Here is an 18,059-nt window from a genome sequence, read left to right on the forward strand (position 1 = left end):
ATGAGACCTACAGGATATAACGGGACAGGTCTTCGTTCTGCGCCAATTCGCCCAAGTGGCTGTTGACGTAATCGGCGTCGATCACGATCGCTTTGTCGTCGTGGGCACTGGCCAGATCACCGGCGCTGAACGATACCTCTTCGAGCAGACGCTCAAGCAGCGTGTGCAGGCGACGGGCACCGATATTCTCGGTCTTCTCGTTGACCTGCCAGGCGATCTCGGCAATACGCTTGATACCGTCCGGCTGGAACTCGATAACCAGGCCTTCGGTTTTCAGCAGTGCGCAATACTGCTCGGTGAGTGACGCATGCGGTTCGCTGAGAATGCGCTCGAAATCTTCAGGCGTCAGCGCCTTGAGCTCGACACGAATTGGCAGACGACCTTGCAGCTCAGGAACCAGATCGCTCGGCTTGCTGAGGTGGAACGCACCGGATGCGATGAACAGGATGTGGTCGGTCTTGACCATGCCCAGTTTGGTGTTGACGGTGCAACCTTCGATCAGCGGCAGCAGGTCGCGCTGCACGCCTTCACGGGACACGTCGATGCCACCCGAGTTGCCGCGCTTGGCGACCTTGTCGATTTCGTCGATGAACACGATGCCGTGCTGCTCGACGGCTTCCAGCGCCTTGGCCTTCAACTCTTCTTCGTTGACCAGGCGGCCGGCCTCTTCGTCACGCACCAGTTTCAGCGCTTCCTTGACCTTGATCTTGCGACTTTTCTTTTTGCCCTTGCCCATATTGGCGAACAGGCTCTGCAGCTGGTTGGTCATCTCCTCCATGCCCGGTGGCGCGGAGATATCGACGCCGGTCACTTCGGCGACTTCGATTTCAATTTCCTTGTCATCCAGCTGACCTTCGCGCAGACGCTTGCGGAACAGCTGCCGGGTGTTGGAGTCGGCCGACGGTGCGGCGTCGTCGTTGCTGCTGAAGCCCATGCGTGCCGGTGGCAGCAGGGCGTCGAGGATGCGTTCTTCGGCGGCGTCTTCGGCGCGGTGGCGAACCTTGGTCATTTCCTGTTCGCGCAACAGTTTGATCGCCGCGTCAGCCAGGTCACGAATGATCGATTCAACGTCGCGGCCGACATAACCGACTTCGGTGAACTTGGTCGCTTCAACTTTGATGAACGGCGCGTTGGCCAGTTTGGCCAGACGACGAGCAATCTCGGTTTTACCGACACCGGTCGGGCCGATCATCAGGATGTTCTTGGGGGTCACTTCAACGCGCAGCTCTTCAGGCAGCTGCATCCGGCGCCAGCGGTTACGCAGCGCGATGGCGACGGCGCGCTTGGCATCGTCCTGGCCGATGATATGGCGATTGAGTTCGTGGACGATTTCACGGGGAGTCATGGACATAGTAATTGGCGGTCCTCAAGTAAAAGTGAGCCGTGGCGTGGTGGCCAAAACAGGCTTACTCAGCGAGGTCCTGCTCCTCAATGGTGAAGGTGTGGTTGGTAAATACACAGATGTCGCCGGCGATGCCGAGGGCGGTTTCGACGATTTCGCGGGCCGACAGATCGGTTTTTTTCAGCAGCGCGCTGGCGGCGGCCTGGGCGTAACCGCCACCGGAGCCCATGGCGATCAGACCTTCTTCAGGTTCGACCACGTCGCCGTTGCCGGTGATGATCAGAGAGGCATCTTTGTTCGCGACCGCGAGCATGGCTTCGAGGCGGCTGAGGGAACGGTCTGTGCGCCATTCTTTGGCGAGTTCGACGGCGGCGCGAACCAGGTGCCCTTGATGTTTCTCAAGCTGGCCTTCGAAACGCTCGAAGAGGGTGAAGGCGTCAGCGGTGGCCCCGGCAAAACCGGCGATTACCTGGCCGTGGTACAGGCGGCGAACTTTCTTCGCGTTGCCTTTCATCACGGTATTGCCGAGAGAAACCTGGCCGTCGCCGCCCATGACGACTTTGCCGTGGCGGCGAACTGAAACGATGGTGGTCAAGGGAGAGTCTCCACGCAGCGGGGCGAAAATGCCTTATGCCAACTCATATGGGGGTGGTGGAGCGTTTTTCAACTGCAGGAAGGGGGAGGGGACGAGCGGTGTTTGGCAGGGAAGGGCGTATTGTTTGTTCTGGCGCCTTCGCGGGCAAGCCTCGCTCCTACAGGGAAATGCGTAAATCCCGTAGGAGCGAGGCTTGCCCGCGAAGAACGATGACGCGGTGTTTCTGGTGGAATCAGCGGCTTTGGCGTTGTTGTAACAACAGGTTGCTGAACCCGCTTCCAGCCAGTTGCTTCTGGGCCGTAGTCAGCTGTTCGCGGTTGCTGAACGGTCCGACCAATACCCGATACCAGGTCTCGTCCTTCACGGTGCCGGACTCAACCGCCACTGCCTGGCCGAGCAAAATGATCTGCGCCCGAACTTTGTCCGCGTCAGCCTCCTTGCGGAACGAACCGGCCTGCAGGAAGAACTTGGTCACTGGCGCCGCTTTGGACACCGGTGGCGCTGGCGGCGGAGTGATCCCGGCCAGTGCGGCCTGAGCCCGCGCGGTATCGATCTTCGCCGCTTGCTCTGGCGTGACCGGCGTCGTCGGAATGGCTGGCACTTGCGGCGTCGGCAGGGTTTTCTCCGGCACGGCATCCGGCGGTACGATGACTTCCGATTCTGGCAGCAGGGTGTAGAAGTCGTACTTCGGCTTCACCGGTTGCGTCGGGCTCGGCGGGGTCTTGTTGGCCTCGGCGATTTTGGCCTTCTGTTGCTCGATCCTCTCGCGCTTGACGCTCTCGCTGCCCTTGCCTGGCTCCAGCTTCATCAGGAACACAATGAATGCGCCGACCGTCAGGCCGATGGCCATCCACAGCCAACCCGGGATCGGTTGCTTTGCAGGAGCTTGGTAACGGCTGGCGCCACGCTTGGGTGCAGGTTTTTTCTTGGCAGCCAACTTACATACGCTCCAGAGTTTCCAGACCCAAGAGTTCCAGGCCTTGCTTGAGAGTGCGGCCGGTCAGCGCGGCGAGGCGCAAACGGCTCTGCATTTGCGCCGGAGTGTCGGCACTGAGGATCGGGCAGTTCTCGTAGAAGCTGGAGAACAGGCCGGCGACATCGTACAGGTACGTGCAGAGGATGTGCGGCGTGCCCTTGTCGGAAACGTTGTTCAGCACTTCGCCGAACTGCGCGAGCTTCGCCGCCAGTTCGTGTTCGTGCGCCGCTTCGAGGACGATCTGGCCTTCGACTTCGCTGAAGTCCTTGCCGAGTTTGCGGAACACACCGGCCACGCGGGTGTAGGCGTACAGCAAGTACGGTGCAGTGTTGCCTTCGAAGTTCAGCATCAGGTCGAAGTTGAAGCTGTAGTCGCTGGTGCGATGCTTGGACAGGTCGGCGTATTTCACCGCGCCAATGCCCACGACCTTGGCGATGTTGCGCAACTCGTCATCGGCCAGCTCCGGGTTCTTGTCCTTCACCAAGGTGTAGGCGCGTTCCTGAGCTTCGGTCAGCAGGTCGATCAGCTTCACGGTGCCGCCATCACGGGTTTTGAATGGGCGGCCATCTTTACCGTTCATGGTGCCGAAGCCCATGTGTTCCATTTCCATCGGGTGCGTCACGAAGCCGGCCAGGCGCGCGACCTGGAACACTTGCTGGAAGTGCAGGGCCTGACGCTGGTCGACGAAGTAGAGCGCGCGATCAGCCTTCAACTTGCCACTGCGGTAACGCACGGCCGCGAGGTCGGTGGTGGCGTAGAGGTAGCCGCCGTCGGCCTTGACGATGATCACCGGCAGCGGGTCGCCGTCGGCATTCTTGAACTCGTCGAGGAACACGCACTGGGCGCCGTTACTTTCGACCAGCAGGCCGGCGGCCTTGAGGTCGTTGACCACGTTGATCAGGTCGTCGTTGTAGGCGCTTTCGCCCATCACGTCGGCCATGGTCAGTTTGACGTTCAGCAGTTCGTAGATTTTCTGGCAGTGCGACAGCGAGATGTCTTTGAACTTGGTCCACAGCGCCAGGCAGTCCGGGTCGCCGGCCTGCAATTTGACCACCAGACCACGGGCGCGGTCGGCGAACTCTTCGGATTCGTCAAAGCGTTGCTTGGCGGCGCGGTAGAAGTTTTCCAGGTCCGACAGCTCATCGCTGGTGATCGGGTTTTCCTGCAGATACGCCATCAGCATGCCGAACTGGGTGCCCCAGTCGCCGACGTGGTTCTGACGGATGACTTCGTCGCCGAGGAACTCCAGAACGCGGGCCACGCCATCGCCGATGATGGTCGAGCGCAAATGGCCGACGTGCATCTCTTTGGCCAGGTTCGGTGCCGACAGGTCGACGACGGTGCGCAGCACCGGGCCGGCCTTGCGCACGCCGATGTGAGCGTCTGTCAGGGCGGCGTCCAGGCGAGTCGCCAGGGCTTGGGTGTTCTGGAAGAAATTCAGGAAGCCGGGACCGGCGATTTCGGTCTTGGTGACGTTTTCGTCAGCCGGCAGCGCGGCGATTATTTTCTCCGCCAGGTCACGCGGTTTCATGCCGGCCGGCTTGGCCAGCATCATCGCGATGTTGCTGGCGAAGTCGCCGTGAGTCTTGTCACGGGAGTTTTCCACCTGGATCGCCGGCGACAGGCCTTCAGGCAACACACCTTCGTTGACGAGTTGGGTGATGGCTTGTTGGATCAGCTGGCGAATGGTGTCTTTCATGGTGTTCTCTTTCGACCGCAAGCGCGGCGGCGCTTCGATGCGCTGGTGGAAAAACTGGGCATTATCCGTTGCGAAGACGGGCTTGCCAACTATAGCGGGCAGGTTATGGATATGTGGTGACAAATCGGGCCCCATCGCGAGCAAGCTCGCTCCCACAGGGGATGTGCGTCGATCACAAAACCAATGAACACCACAGACCCAATGTGGGAGCGAGCTTGCTCGCGATGGCGAACTCTAAATCAATACAGATCGACTGGATCAACATCCAACGACCAACGCACCGCCCGCCCACTCGGCATCTGCTCCAGCACCAGCAACCAGCTGCTTAATAGTCGATGCAGCGGCGCCCGAGCCGTCGCTTGCAACAACAACTGCGCACGATAACGCCCGGCCCGGCGTTCCATCGGTGCCGGCACCGGCCCGAGTAACTCGATGCCGGTCAAATTCTGTTCGGCCAGCAAGCGCTCGGCCTCGCTGCACGCCTCATCGAGAAAGCCTTCGGCCTGCCCCGGTTTGTGCGCTTCAGCCCGCAGCAATGCCAGGTGCGCAAACGGCGGTAGACCCGCCGAGCGACGTTCGCTCAAGGCCTGTTCGGCAAAGGCGAAGTAACCCTGTTCAGTCAATTGCACCAGCAGCGGATGGTCGGCCAGATGCGTCTGGATAATCACCTTGCCCGGTTCTTCAGCGCGTCCCGCACGCCCGGCAACCTGGACGATCAGTTGCGCCATGCGCTCGCTGGCGCGGAAGTCGCCGGAAAACAGCCCGCCATCGGCATCGAGAATCGACACCAGCGTCACCCGTGGGAAGTGATGCCCTTTGGCAAGCATCTGCGTGCCGACCAGAATGCACGGTTGGCCTTTCTGGATGGTCGCGAACAGCTGATTCATCGCGTCCTTGCGCGAGGTGCTGTCGCGGTCGACCCGCAGCACCGGGACATCCGGAAACAAAATCCCCAATCGCTCTTCGGCGCGCTCGGTGCCGGCGCCCACTGGCCGCAAATCGACCTTGCCGCATTTCGGACAATGCCGGGGTACGCGTTCAACGTAGCCGCAATGGTGGCAGCGCAACTCACCGGAGCGCTGGTGCACGGTCATGCGCGCATCGCAGCGCTGGCACTCGGACATCCAGCCGCAGTCGTGACACAGCAAGGTCGGCGCAAAACCGCGACGGTTAAGGAACACCAATACTTGTTGGCCCGCGGCCAGTGTCTGACCGATGGCTTGCTGCATCGGCCCGGAAATGCCGCTGTCCAGCGGACGGCTTTTTACGTCCAGGCGCAGAAATCGCGGCTGTTTGGCGCCACCAGCGCGCTCGTTTAATCGCAGAAGGCCATAACGGCCGGTGTAGGCGTTGTGCAGGCTTTCCAGCGAAGGCGTGGCGGAACCGAGGACAATCGGGATGTTTTCCTGGCGGGCGCGGACCAATGCCAGGTCGCGGGCGTGATAGCGCAAGCCTTCCTGCTGTTTATAGGAACCGTCGTGCTCTTCATCGATGATGATCAGGCCGGGGTTCTTCATCGGTGTGAACAGCGCCGAACGGGTGCCGATAATAATGTCGGCGTCACCGTCCCGGGCGGCGAGCCAGGCTTCGAGGCGTTCTCGATCATTGACCGACGAGTGGATCAGCGCGATGCGTGCATTGAAGCGCTGCTCGAAGCGCGCCAGGGTCTGCGGGCCGAGGTTGATCTCCGGGATCAGCACCAGTGCTTGTTTGCCGGCCTCAAGGGTTTCGCGGATCAACTGCAAATAGACTTCGGTCTTGCCGCTGCCGGTAACGCCGGCCAGCAGGAAGGCGTGATAACTGTCGAACCCAGCGCGAATCGCCTCATAAGCGGCGCGTTGCTCCGGGTTGAGTGGCAACTCCGGCTGCGCCAGCCAGTGTTCGTGGCGGGCGCCGGGGGCGTGCTTGCGGATTTCGACTTGCACCAGATCCTTGGCCAGCAGCAAGTCCAGGCTGTCCTTGCTCAGCATCAGTTTGCTCAACAACTGATGGGCGACGCCATGGGGATGCTGGGCCAGTGTCGCCAGGGCCTCACGTTGACGCGGGGCGCGAGCGATGCGCGGGTCATCAAGGCTGGCGCCCGGCGCGGCGGACCAGAAGCGCTCCTGCCGTGCTTCGGCCAGTTCGCCCTGGCGCAGCAACACCGGCAGCGCCCAGCTCAAGGTGTCACCGAGACTGTGCTGATAATACTGAGACGTCCACAGGCACAGTTTGAACAGCGCCGGCGGCAGTGGCGCTGTGGCATCGAGCAGTGCCAGAGCCGGTTTGAGCTTTTCGACCGGCACTTCGCTGGTGTCGGTGACCTCGATCAGAATGCCGATCATCTCCCGTCGGCCGAACGGCACCCGCAGGCGCATGCCTGGTTGCAACTGGGCGCGCAGGACCCCGGCCGGGGCACGGTAATCGAACAGGCGGCGCAGGGGCGAAGGCAGGGCGAGGCGCAATATGGCGTCGGGCACGCGGTTGTTTTCTCGATGATGGGGCGATGAAGAAGGCCGGGAGCCTAGCAGACGACTGGTTTAAGCGACAGCTTGCGTGATTGCAAAGGTCTGGTAGAATCCGCGGCCTAATTACGTGCGGTATTCAACAATAGTGTTGAGTGGCGGCACGCTAGCCTGAGGAATACACCATGAAAGCCGATATCCATCCAGCGTACGAAACCATCGCAGTAACTTGCAGCTGCGGCAACAAGTTCGAAACTCGTTCGAACCTGTGCAAGCCACTGGGTACTGACGTATGCAACGAGTGCCACCCGTTCTACACCGGTAAGCAGAAGACTCTGGATACTGGCGGCCGTGTACAGCGCTTCGCAGACCGTTTCGGTGCTTTTGGCAAAGCCAAAGCTCCTGCTGCTGCAGAGTAAGGTTGCAAAGCCCGATGGGCTTTTCCTTGCTGATGAAAAAGGCGTCCCTTGCGGGCGCCTTTTTTGTGTCCGCGATTTGGCTCTCTGGTGCTCAGGCCTTCTGTCCGGTGCCGAGCGGGCTGACATCCGTCGCGGTGCAGCGGGTGGTGGATGGTGACACGCTGCGCCTGAGCGATGGCCGCAGCGTGCGCATGATCGGTTTGAATACGCCGGAGCTGGGCAAGAAAGGCCGCTCCGACGAGCCGTTCGCGGTGACCGCGCGCCAACGCCTGGAAGCGCTGGTGGCCGCCAGCGACGGACGGGTCGGTTTACTGCCCGGCAAAGAGAGCAAAGATCATTACGGTCGCACGCTGGCCCATGTCTACAGCGCTGACGGCGCCAACCTCGAAGCGCAGATGCTCGCAGAAGGGCTCGGTTTTCAGGTGGCGGTCGCGCCGAATGTCGAGTTGGTCGACTGCCAGCAAGCGGCGGAACACAGTGCCCGTCAGGCCGGACTCGGGTTGTGGCGCCAATCTCCTGTACTGAAAGCGGAGCAGATCAGCACGTCTGGTTTCACTGTGCTCAGCGGTCGTGTGAGCAAGGTTCAGCGCAATCGCGGTGGGGTTTGGATCGAGTTGCAGGATTCGGTTGTATTGCGCGTTGCACCCAATCTGTTGGGGCAGTTCGATGTTGCGACGCTTGAGCGGCTGAAGGGCAAACAGATTGAGGCGCGTGGCTGGTTGCTGGACCGTTCGCGGCGCGGTGGACTTAAACAAGGGCAGGCGCGCTGGCTTCTGCCATTGACCGCCCCGGCGATGCTGCAAGCGGCGCCATGAGAAAAGCTGTAGACATTTTTTCTGTAGATTGTGAACAGTCTGTCCCTTGTGTTCCGCGGCTCTTGGTCCAAAGTCGTAGGGCTGGGTGCTTGACAGGGGTGACTGGTCAGTCTTGTGGGGACTTTACGACACGCGTATCCTCGGCGGTCCGTCTGTCCAACAGTAAAAAGCGGAATGCCCACATGTCTGATTTGAAAACTGCCGCTCTCGAATATCACGCCCATCCTCGTCCAGGGAAGCTGAGTGTCGAGCTCACCAAGGCCACCGCTACCGCCCGCGATCTGTCGCTGGCCTACAGCCCCGGCGTAGCCGAACCAGTACGCGAAATCGCCCGCGATCCTGAACTGGCCTACAAATACACCGGCAAGGGCAACCTGGTTGCAGTCATTTCCGATGGCACCGCAATTCTCGGCCTGGGTAACCTCGGCCCATTGGCTTCCAAGCCAGTGATGGAAGGTAAAGGTGTGCTGTTCAAGCGCTTCGCCGGCATTGACGTATTCGACATCGAAGTCGATTCCGAAAGCCCGCAAGCCTTCATCGACACCGTCAAGCGCATCTCCATCACCTTCGGTGGCATCAACCTGGAAGACATCAAGGCACCTGAGTGCTTTGAGATCGAACGCGCTCTGATCGAGCAGTGCGACATTCCGGTATTCCACGATGACCAGCACGGCACCGCGATCGTTACGGCGGCCGGCATGATCAACGCCCTGGAAATCGCTGGCAAAACCCTCGCTGACGCCAAGATCGTCTGCCTGGGCGCCGGTGCGGCCGCCATCTCCTGCATGAAATTGCTAGTGAGCATGGGTGCCAACATCGAAAACATCTACATGGTTGACCGTACCGGCGTGATCCACTCCGGCCGTGACGACCTAAACCAGTACAAGGCTGTCTTCGCTCACGCGACCGACAAGCGCACCCTGGCTGACGCCCTGACCGGTGCTGACGTGTTCGTGGGCCTGTCCGGCCCGAACCTGCTGAGCGCTGAAGGCCTGAAATCCATGGCGGCCAACCCGATCGTGTTCGCGTGCTCCAACCCTGATCCGGAAATTTCCCCGGAACTGGCTCACGCCACCCGTGACGACGTGATCATGGCCACCGGCCGTTCGGACTACCCGAACCAGGTCAACAACGTGTTGGGCTTCCCGTTCATCTTCCGTGGTGCCCTGGACGTTCGCGCCAAGCGCATCAACGAAGAAATGAAAGTGGCTGCCGCCAACGCTCTGCGTGAGCTGGCCAAGCTGCCGGTTCCTCAGGAAGTGTGCGACGCCTACGGCGGTATCAAACTGGAATTCGGTCGTGAGTACATCATTCCGAAGCCAATGGATGCCCGTCTGATCACCCTGATCTCCGATGCTGTGGCCAAGGCCGCAATCGAGACCGGCGTAGCGACCCTGCCGTATCCGAAGAACTACCCGCTGAAAAGCGTGGATGACGTGTTCAACGGCTAAGTCGTTGTAGCGCTTCAATCAAAGGCCCCGGCTCTTATTGAGTCGGGGCTTTTTTATGTCTGGGAGTTTTGCAGCGGCAGTAATGGCCTCATCGCGAGCAAGCTCGCTCCCACAGGGTTTTGCATCGTTCACAAATCCAATGTGGGAGCGAGCTTGCTCGCGATGAGGCCTGACAGGCAACACAAATAAAAAGCCCCGCTCTTCTTTCGAAGGCGGGGCTTTTTGCAGCTTCAGGTGATCAGAACAAATCGATCGGCGCCGCTTCATCCGCAGGCAGTGGGCTGCCCGGCGCAGTGCCGTTGCCCAGCTCATTCACCGACGGTGGCGTGTCTTCGGCCTTGAACAGCTCGAAGTAGGCGCCTGGCGTGCCTGGGGTGGCTGCACGGCCGCTAATCGGGTCGACTCGCAGGCTGAGGATGCCTTCCGGCTCTTGCTGTGTATGGGGCGGCATGTCTTTGAGTGCGGCGCCCATGTAGCTCATCCAGATCGGCAGGGCGACGGTGCCGCCGAACTCCTTGCGACCCAGGCTTTCAGGCTGGTCGAAACCGGTCCAGACGGTCGTTACATAATCGGCGTTGTAACCCGAGAACCAGGCGTCCTTGGACTCGTTGGTCGTACCGGTCTTGCCCGCAATGTCGCTGCGGCCCAAGGCCAGGGCGCGGCGGCCGGTGCCGAGTTTGATCACGTCCTCGAGCATGCTGTTGAGGATGTAGGTGGTGCGGCCATCGACGATGCGCTCGGCCACGGCCGGCGTTTGCGGCGCTGGCTGGGCAGTCAGGGTTTCGCCCGGGGTTGTGTTGACGGTGAAGGCGTTGGCCGCGACAGGGGCGGCGATGCCGTCGGTGGCGACGTCGCCTTTCGGGACGCTCGGCGGGTTGGCGACGAACAGCGTGTCGCCATTGCGGCTTTCGATCTTGTCGATGATGTAGGGGGTGATCTTGTAGCCGCCATTGGCGAAGGTGCTCCAGCCAGTGGCGATTTCCATTGGCGTCAGTGTCGCGGTGCCCAGGGCCAGGGACAAGTTGCGTGGCAAGTCCTGCTTGTTGAAGCCGAACTTGCTGATGTAATCAATGGTGCGGTCGACGCCCAGCGCCTGCAGCAAGCGGATCGACACCAGATTGCGCGACTTGTAGAGCGCTTCACGCATACGGATCGGGCCGAGGAAGGTGTTGGTGTCGTTCTTCGGACGCCAGACCTTGTCCAGGTACTCGTCGACGAACACGATCGGTGCATCGTTCACCAGGCTGGCGGCGGTGTAGCCGTTATCCAGCGCGGCACTGTAGACGAACGGCTTGAAGCTCGATCCCGGCTGGCGCTTGGCCTGCATCGCGCGGTTGTAGTTGCTCTGTTCAAAGGCGAAACCGCCGACCAGGGAACGAATGGCACCGTTCTGCGGGTCGAGGGAAACCAGTGCGCCCTGAGCCTGCGGGATCTGGCTGAATTTCAGTGAATTGTCTGGCTGACGGTGTACCCGAATCAGGTCGCCGACCTGGGCGACGTCCGACGGCTGCTTCGGATTGGCACCCATGCTGTTGGTGTTCAGGAACGGACGCGCCCATTTCATGCTGTCCCAACCGACGTGTTCGTCACCGGTACGGGTCAACACTTGTAGGCCGGTCTTGTCGACCTGGGTGACGATGGCAGGCTCAAGGCTGCTGATGGTGCGCTGCTTGGTCAGCTCGGTTGTCCAGGCCTCGCGAGTCTTGCCCGGTAGGCGCGACTCCGGGCCGCGATAACCATGACGCTGGTCGTAGGTCATCAAACCTTCGTGGACCGCGGTGTTGGCCATTTCCTGGAGGTTGCTTGGCACCGTGGTGGTGACGCGGAAACCCTCGGTATACGCGTCGCTGCCATAACGACCGACCATTTCGGCGCGGGCCATTTCAGCGATGTACGGTGCATTCACTTCCGGGGTCGGCACGTGATAGATGGCGTTCAGAGGTTCGTTGATCGCCGTGGTGTAGTCGGCTTCGGTGATCTTGCCGAGCTTGTACATGCGCCCAAGGATCCAGTCGCGACGTTCCTTGCTGCGGGTCGGGTTGGCCAGGGGGTTAAAGCGCGAAGGGGCTTTTGGCAGGCCGGCGATCATCGCCATCTGCGCCAGGCTGACGTCACGAATCGATTTGCCGTAATAAACTTGTGCGGCGGCTTCGATGCCGTAGGCGCGGTTGCCCAGATAGATCTTGTTGACGTAGAGCTCGAGGATCTCGTCCTTGGTCAGCTGCCGTTCGATCTGCAAGGCCAGGAGAATTTCGGTGGTTTTGCGCGAGAAGCTGCGTTCGCTGGTCAGGAAGAAGTTCTTCGCCACCTGCATGGTGATGGTGCTGCCGCCGGACTGGATGTGTCCGCTTTTTACCAACTGGGTGGCCGCGCGCATCAGGCTGCCAGGGTCGACGCCGTAGTGGTTGGCGAAGTTGTCGTCTTCAGCACTTAGTAACGCATTAATGAAATTGGGGGGAATGTCGGCGAAACGGATCGGTGTGCGGCGCATTTCGCCAAATTCTGCGATCAACTTGTTGTCGCTGCTGTACACCCGCAAAGGGATCTGCAACTGAATGCTTCTCAGCGCCTCCACGGACGGTAATCCCGGACTAAGGTAGAGAAACGCGCCGCTAAGACCGAGGAGCAGTCCGCAGAAAACGGCGACGATGGACCATCCGAAAAATTTCAGCAGACGAATCAAGGCTTTTGGACATCCAGGGCAAAGAATGAATGAGGCATCAGGGTTCAGATAACAGGGAACGACCCGCGCTTGAAGTAAAAACCGGAAAAAAACGCTGGGCATTATAAGCATTTTTCCGTCGAGGGCGTCATTTGCGCTGCTGTCAAGACGGGTGGTTTGAACGCAACTGATATTACAGAGTCCGTAAGACACGGATAGTCATAGGGAATTGCTAGTGCTAGGACTCTTCAATAAAAAGGCCAATACGCTTCTGGGGATCGACATCAGCTCCACGTCGGTAAAGCTTCTGGAGCTAAGCCGCCGGGGCGACCGCTATCGGGTCGAAGCCTATGCGGTGGAGCCTTTGCCCGCCAACGCGGTGGTCGAGAAAAATATCGCCGAACTCGAAGGCGTGGGGCAGGCACTCGCGCGCGTGTTGCTCAAGGCCAAAACCAGTCTCAAGAACGTGGCTGTGGCTGTGGCCGGTTCGGCGGTGATCACCAAGACCATCGAGATGGATGCCGGTCTTTCCGACGACGAAATGGAAAACCAGCTGAAGATCGAGGCCGATCAGTACATCCCTTATCCATTGGACGAAGTGGCCATCGACTTTGAGGTCCAGGGTGTTTCCGCGCGCAACCCCGACCGAGTCAATGTGCTGCTGGCCGCCTGTCGCAAGGAAAACGTCGAGGTCCGGGAAGCGGCCCTGGCCCTGGCCGGGTTGACGGCGCGCGTGGTTGACGTCGAGGCCTATGCGCTGGAGCGTACTTACGGTTTGCTGGCGGGGCAACTGGCTACTTCTCAGGAGCGTCTGACAGTAGCGGTGGTCGACATCGGTGCGACCATGACCACCCTGAGCGTGCTGCACAAGGGACGAATCATCTACACCCGCGAGCAATTGTTCGGCGGTCGCCAACTGACGGAAGAAATCCAGCGACGTTATGGCCTGACGCTTGAGCAGGCCGGGTTGGCGAAGAAGCAGGGCGGTTTGCCTGACGATTACGTCAGCGAGGTGTTGCAGCCGTTTCGCGATGCGCTGGTGCAGCAGGTGTCCCGTTCGTTGCAGTTTTTCTTCGCCTCCGGTCAGTACAACGAGGTTGATCACATCCTGCTGGCCGGGGGTACTGCGTCGGTTTCGGGGCTGGATCGGTTGATCGAACAGCGATTGGGCACGCCGACGCAAGTGGCCAACCCTTTCTCCGACATGGCCCTGAGCAGCAAGGTCAACGCCGGAGCCCTGGCCAACGATGCGCCGGCACTGATGATCGCCTGCGGGCTGGCCCTCAGGAGTTTCGACTGATGGCGCGGATCAATCTTTTACCCTGGCGTGAAGAGCAGCGTGAAGCACGCCGCAAACGCTTTTTGCTGGCGCTGGTCGGTGTGATGGTGGGGGCAGTGGGCGCGGTGCTGATCGCGAACCAGGCCATCAATGGCGCCATCGATCGGCAAGTTGCTCGTAATGACTACATCGGAAAACAGATTGCCGTGGTCGACGAGCGGATTAAACTGATCAGCGATTTGAAGGCTCGTCGCCAGCAACTGGTCGAGCGCATGCGCATCATCCAGGACCTGCAAGGCAACCGTCCAATCAGCGGGCGGATCTTCGATCAGTTAGCGCGTACCTTGCCGGAGGGAGTGTATTTCACCGAGGTGAAAATGGCCGGCAAAACCCTGTCCATTACCGGCGCGGCAGACTCCAATAATCGTGTTTCGGACCTGATGCGTAATCTGGATGCGTCGGACTGGTTCAATGCGCCGACCTTGACGGAAGTCAAAGCGACCACTGCCGGTCAGCTGGACCAGGCCAACGTCTTTCAATTAACCGTTCGTCAGACTCAGCCAGCCGCTGCGGAGGGCGGTCAATGACTCCGTCTGAATGGTTTGAGGGACTGCGCAAGATCGACATCAACGACCTGGACACCAATAACATGGGTTCCTGGCCGCCAGCCATCAAGGCGCTGGCGGGCATTCTGCTGATGATCCTGGTGCTTTCGCTGGGCTACAGTTTTTCCGTCAGCGACCTTCAGAGCCACCTTGATCTCAAGCGCGAGGAAGAGTCGACCCTCAAGGAACAATTCGCCAACAAAGCCCACATGGCGGCGAATCTGGAGCTGTATACCCAGCAGATGAAGCAAATGGAGAACTCCTTTGGCGTGCTGCTGCGGCAATTGCCCAGTGACACCGAAGTGCCGGGCCTGCTGGAGGACATTACTCGCACCGGCCTGGGCAGTGGCCTGGAATTCGAGGAGATCAAACTGCTGCCAGAGGTCACGCAGCCGTTCTACATCGAGTTGCCGATCCAGATCACCGTCACCGGTGCCTATCACGACTTGGCCACCTTCGTCAGCGGCGTAGCCGGGCTGCCACGGATTGTCACCCTGCACGACTTCGACCTTGCGCCGGCCAACCCGGAAGGTGGTCCGAAGTTGCGCATGAGCATCCTTGCCAAGACCTACCGCTACAACGACAAGGGGCAGCAAAAATGAGCCCGATTCGTTGCTTTTCGATGGTTGTGTTGGTCGCCGGCCTGGCCGGTTGTGGCAGCGACAATGACTTCAGCGACCTGGACGCCTACATGAACGAAATGCGTTTGCGTGCGCCCGGCAAGATTGAACCAACGCCGACATTTCGGTCTTACCCAACATTCACCTACAACGCCGCCAACCTGCGAAGCCCGTTTTCCCCACAGATCAGAGTTGATCTGGCTGGCCAGAAGCACGGCTCACGCAATGTCAAACCTGACCCTGATCGGGTCAAGCAGTACCTCGAAGGTTTCAACATCGAGCAGTTTGAAATGGTCGGAACGATCGCCAATGCGACCGGCTCCTTTGCGCTGGTGCGCGGGGCGGGTGGGGTGCATCGGTTGAAAGTCGGCGATTACCTGGGGCGTAACGATGGGCAGATCGTCGCCATCAGCGGCTCGCAGGTCGATGTGGTCGAAATCGTTCCCGACGGCCAAGGCGCCTGGCTGGAGCGGCCGCGGACCATCCCTTTGAAAGAGCACTCATAGTGGAACTCGAATAATGAACAGGATTTTCTCAACCGTCGGTATTGCGCTATGGATAGCGTTGCTGTCGCCGATGGTACAAGCGGCCAACCTCAAAGCGCTGGATGTTGCGGCGCTGCCGGGGGACCGCGTCGAGTTGAAGTTGTCATTCGATGGGCCGCCACCGCCGCCCCACGGTTACACCACGGAACAACCGGCTCGGATTGCGCTGGATCTGCCGGGCGTAGTCAGTCAGTTAAAAAGCAAAAATCGTGACCTGGGCGGTGGAAATGCCCGCAGCGCCACGGTGGTGGAAGCCAAGGACCGCACGCGGCTGATCATCAATCTGACCCAGTTGACCCCGTATAACGCACGGGTCGAAGGCAACAATCTGTTCGTGGTGGTCGGGCAAGGAGCCAACAAAACGGCCTCCAGCCCAGCGCCCAAAACGCCGCGCGCCGCGACTGCAGCGCCAGCCCCGGCGAAAGCCTATGCGCCGGTAGGCAAGGCTATTCGGGGGGTGGATTTCCAGCGCGGCACTCAGGGCGAAGGCAATGTGGTCATCGATCTGTCGGATCCTTCTATCGCCCCGGACATTCAGGAGCGCGACGGCAAGATCATCCTCGGTTTTGCCAAGACCCAATTGCCTGAGCCGTTGCGTGTGCGTCTGGACGTCAAGGATTTCGCCACGCCGGTGCAGTTCGTCAACGCCAGCGCCACCGGTGATCGGGCCACGATCAGCATTGAGCCCAGCGGCGCATTCGATTATTCGACGTACCAGACCGACAACAAACTGACCGTCAGCATCCGGCCAATGACCGTCGATGACTTGCAGAAGCGCAACACTGAACGTTTTGCCTACACCGGTGAAAAACTCTCGTTGAATTTCCAGGACATCGATGTGCGTTCGGTGCTGCAACTGATCGCCGATTTCACCAATCTCAATCTCGTCGCCAGCGACACAGTGCAGGGCGGCATCACGCTGCGTTTGCAGAATGTACCGTGGGATCAGGCACTGGATCTGGTGTTGAAAACCAAAGGTCTGGATAAACGCAAGATCGGTAACGTTTTGCTGGTGGCGCCGGCCGATGAAATCGCCGCTCGCGAGCGCCAGGAGCTTGAGTCGCAGAAGCAGATTGCCGACCTGGCGCCTCTGCGTAGGGAACTGTTGCAGGTCAACTACGCCAAAGCTGCCGATATCGCCAAGCTGTTCCAGTCGGTGACCAGTGCCGAGGCAAAAGTCGATGAACGGGGCTCGATCACGGTTGATGAGCGGACCAACAACATCATTGCCTACCAGACCCAGGATCGCCTCGACGAACTCCGCCGTATCGTCGCGCAACTGGATATACCCGTGCGTCAGGTGATGATCGAGGCGCGCATCGTCGAAGCCAACGTCGACTATGACAAAAGCCTCGGCGTGCGCTGGGGCGGTTCGTTGCAGAACAAAGGCAACTGGAACACATCAGGCGTCAGCAACGGGGCTAACGCTTCGTCGACCATAGGCACGCCCGGCAGCACCAGCACCAACTCGCCATTCGTCGACCTGGGCACCGCCGCCAACACCTCGGGGCTCGGCATCGCGTTCATCACCGACAATGTGCTGTTGGACCTCGAGCTGACGGCCATGGAGAAGACCGGCAATGGCGAAATTGTCTCGCAGCCCAAGGTGGTCACGTCGGACAAGGAAACCGCGAAAATCCTCAAGGGCACGGAGATTCCCTACCAGGAAGCCAGCTCCAGCGGCGCGACCTCGGTGTCGTTCAAGGAAGCCTCGCTGTCTCTGGAGGTGACGCCGCAGATCACCCCGGACAACCGGATCATCATGGAGGTCAAGGTCACCAAGGACGAGCCGGATTACCTGAACAAAGTGCAGGATGTACCGCCCATCAAGAAAAACGAGGTCAATGCCAAGGTCCTGGTCAACGACGGCGAGACCATCGTGATTGGCGGAGTTTTCTCAAATACTCAGAGCAAGGTTGTAGATAAGGTGCCATTTCTCGGTGATGTGCCGTATCTTGGCCGCCTTTTCCGGCGTGACGTGGTTTCGGAGAAAAAATCCGAGCTGCTGGTATTTCTCACTCCGCGTATCATGAACAATCAGGCGATTGCTGTGAGTCATTGATTCTGTGCGAAATTTGATTCTTGTTGGACCGATGGGGGCTGGAAAAAGCACCATCGGCCGGTTGCTGGCCAAAGAGCTGCGCCTGCCGTTCAAAGATTCCGATAAGGAAATTGAATTGCGCACGGGCGCCAATATCCCGTGGATTTTCGATAAGGAAGGCGAACCGGGCTTTCGTGACCGCGAGCAGGCGATGATTGCCGAGCTGTGTGGCTGCGATGGCGTGGTGCTGGCGACCGGTGGCGGCGCGGTGATGCGCGAGGCCAATCGTCGGGCGCTGCACGCAGGGGGGCGGGTGGTCTATCTGCATGCGTCGGTCGAGCAGCAGGTGGGCCGCACTTCCCGTGATCGCAATCGACCCCTGTTGCGCACTGCCGATCCGGCCAAGACGCTTCGGGATCTGCTGGCGATTCGTGATCCGCTTTATCGGGAAATCGCCGATCTGGTGGTGGAAACCGATGAGCGGCCGCCGCGAATGGTGGTGCTCGATATTCTCGAACGCTTGCAGCAGCTACCTCCCCGTTAATGCGCAGTGCGAAATGCGCTAT

Annotated in this window: 15 protein-coding genes; 9 read left to right on the forward strand and 6 right to left on the reverse strand. The window is 60.0% G+C overall.

All coding sequences use genetic code 11. From position 1 onward, the window contains the following. Window positions 1–7: 7 nt before the first annotated feature. The 5 genes from hslU to ACYZT7_RS02895 form a co-directional block, all read right to left on the reverse strand. Window positions 8–1,351: an ATP-dependent protease ATPase subunit HslU gene (gene hslU, locus ACYZT7_RS02875; RefSeq protein ID WP_462039864.1), complete on the reverse strand. Its 1,344-nt coding sequence runs from the start codon at window positions 1,349–1,351 to the stop codon at window positions 8–10. A gap of 55 nt (window positions 1,352–1,406) precedes the next feature. Continuing rightward, a complete protein-coding gene (gene hslV / locus ACYZT7_RS02880) occupies window positions 1,407–1,937 on the reverse strand; it encodes an ATP-dependent protease subunit HslV (protein ID WP_007899242.1) in 531 nt (176 codons plus the stop codon). Between the two features lie 232 nt (window positions 1,938–2,169). Further along, the gene (locus tag ACYZT7_RS02885) at window positions 2,170–2,874 is read right to left on the reverse strand and encodes an SPOR domain-containing protein (RefSeq protein WP_449642742.1); all 705 of its coding nucleotides are present in this window, start codon (window positions 2,872–2,874) and stop codon (window positions 2,170–2,172) included. A 1-nt stretch (window position 2,875) separates the two neighbouring features. Beyond that, window positions 2,876–4,612, reverse strand: coding sequence for an arginine--tRNA ligase (gene argS / locus ACYZT7_RS02890; protein WP_462039865.1), 1,737 nt, complete (start codon window positions 4,610–4,612; stop codon window positions 2,876–2,878). A gap of 239 nt (window positions 4,613–4,851) precedes the next feature. After that, window positions 4,852–7,071, reverse strand: coding sequence for a primosomal protein N' (locus ACYZT7_RS02895; RefSeq protein WP_462039866.1), 2,220 nt, complete (start codon window positions 7,069–7,071; stop codon window positions 4,852–4,854). A gap of 170 nt (window positions 7,072–7,241) precedes the next feature. On the opposite strand from ACYZT7_RS02895, the gene rpmE reads away from it, so the two are divergent. The 3 genes from rpmE to ACYZT7_RS02910 all read left to right on the forward strand — a co-directional run bounded on the left by rpmE (window position 7,242) and on the right by ACYZT7_RS02910 (window position 9,741). After that, window positions 7,242–7,475 carry a 50S ribosomal protein L31 gene (gene rpmE, locus ACYZT7_RS02900; RefSeq protein WP_282379923.1) on the forward strand — a complete coding sequence of 78 codons (234 nt, stop codon included), beginning with the start codon at window positions 7,242–7,244 and terminating at the stop codon, window positions 7,473–7,475. A 14-nt stretch (window positions 7,476–7,489) separates the two neighbouring features. Next, complete coding sequence (locus ACYZT7_RS02905; RefSeq protein WP_462039867.1) at window positions 7,490–8,290, forward strand: thermonuclease family protein; 801 nt, start codon at window positions 7,490–7,492, stop codon at window positions 8,288–8,290. A 182-nt stretch (window positions 8,291–8,472) separates the two neighbouring features. After that, window positions 8,473–9,741, forward strand: coding sequence for a malic enzyme-like NAD(P)-binding protein (locus ACYZT7_RS02910; protein WP_449642738.1), 1,269 nt, complete (start codon window positions 8,473–8,475; stop codon window positions 9,739–9,741). Between the two features lie 238 nt (window positions 9,742–9,979). Here ACYZT7_RS02910 and ACYZT7_RS02915 read toward each other — a convergent pair whose 3' ends face one another. After that, window positions 9,980–12,424, reverse strand: coding sequence for a penicillin-binding protein 1A (locus ACYZT7_RS02915; RefSeq protein WP_462039868.1), 2,445 nt, complete (start codon window positions 12,422–12,424; stop codon window positions 9,980–9,982). Between the two features lie 214 nt (window positions 12,425–12,638). Here ACYZT7_RS02915 and ACYZT7_RS02920 point away from each other — a divergent pair, with 214 nt between their 5' ends. From ACYZT7_RS02920 to aroK, 6 genes are read left to right on the forward strand one after another with little or no spacing between them, the layout of a single operon-like run. Then, window positions 12,639–13,703 (forward strand): pilus assembly protein PilM, encoded by a 1,065-nt coding sequence (locus tag ACYZT7_RS02920; protein ID WP_462039869.1) that lies wholly within the window; start codon window positions 12,639–12,641, stop codon window positions 13,701–13,703. After that, the gene (locus ACYZT7_RS02925; protein ID WP_462039870.1) at window positions 13,703–14,269 is read left to right on the forward strand and encodes a PilN domain-containing protein; all 567 of its coding nucleotides are present in this window, start codon (window positions 13,703–13,705) and stop codon (window positions 14,267–14,269) included. Before ACYZT7_RS02920 ends, ACYZT7_RS02925 begins: the two co-directional genes overlap by 1 nt. Next, window positions 14,266–14,889 (forward strand): type 4a pilus biogenesis protein PilO, encoded by a 624-nt coding sequence (pilO, locus tag ACYZT7_RS02930; RefSeq protein ID WP_462039871.1) that lies wholly within the window; start codon window positions 14,266–14,268, stop codon window positions 14,887–14,889. The genes ACYZT7_RS02925 and pilO overlap by 4 nt, the downstream gene beginning before the upstream one ends. Continuing rightward, the gene (locus ACYZT7_RS02935) at window positions 14,886–15,413 is read left to right on the forward strand and encodes a pilus assembly protein PilP (RefSeq protein ID WP_462039872.1); all 528 of its coding nucleotides are present in this window, start codon (window positions 14,886–14,888) and stop codon (window positions 15,411–15,413) included. Before pilO ends, ACYZT7_RS02935 begins: the two co-directional genes overlap by 4 nt. A 13-nt stretch (window positions 15,414–15,426) precedes the next feature. Further along, on the forward strand, window positions 15,427–17,514 hold the full coding sequence (gene pilQ / locus ACYZT7_RS02940; protein ID WP_462039873.1) for a type IV pilus secretin PilQ: 2,088 nt from the start codon (window positions 15,427–15,429) through the stop codon (window positions 17,512–17,514). 4 nt (window positions 17,515–17,518) lie between these two features. Further along, entirely contained in the window at window positions 17,519–18,037 is a 519-nt protein-coding gene (gene aroK / locus ACYZT7_RS02945; protein ID WP_010464421.1) for a shikimate kinase AroK, read from the forward strand. Window positions 18,038–18,059 lie beyond the last annotated feature (22 nt).

Source organism: Pseudomonas sp. RT4P38 (genome assembly GCF_054897765.1).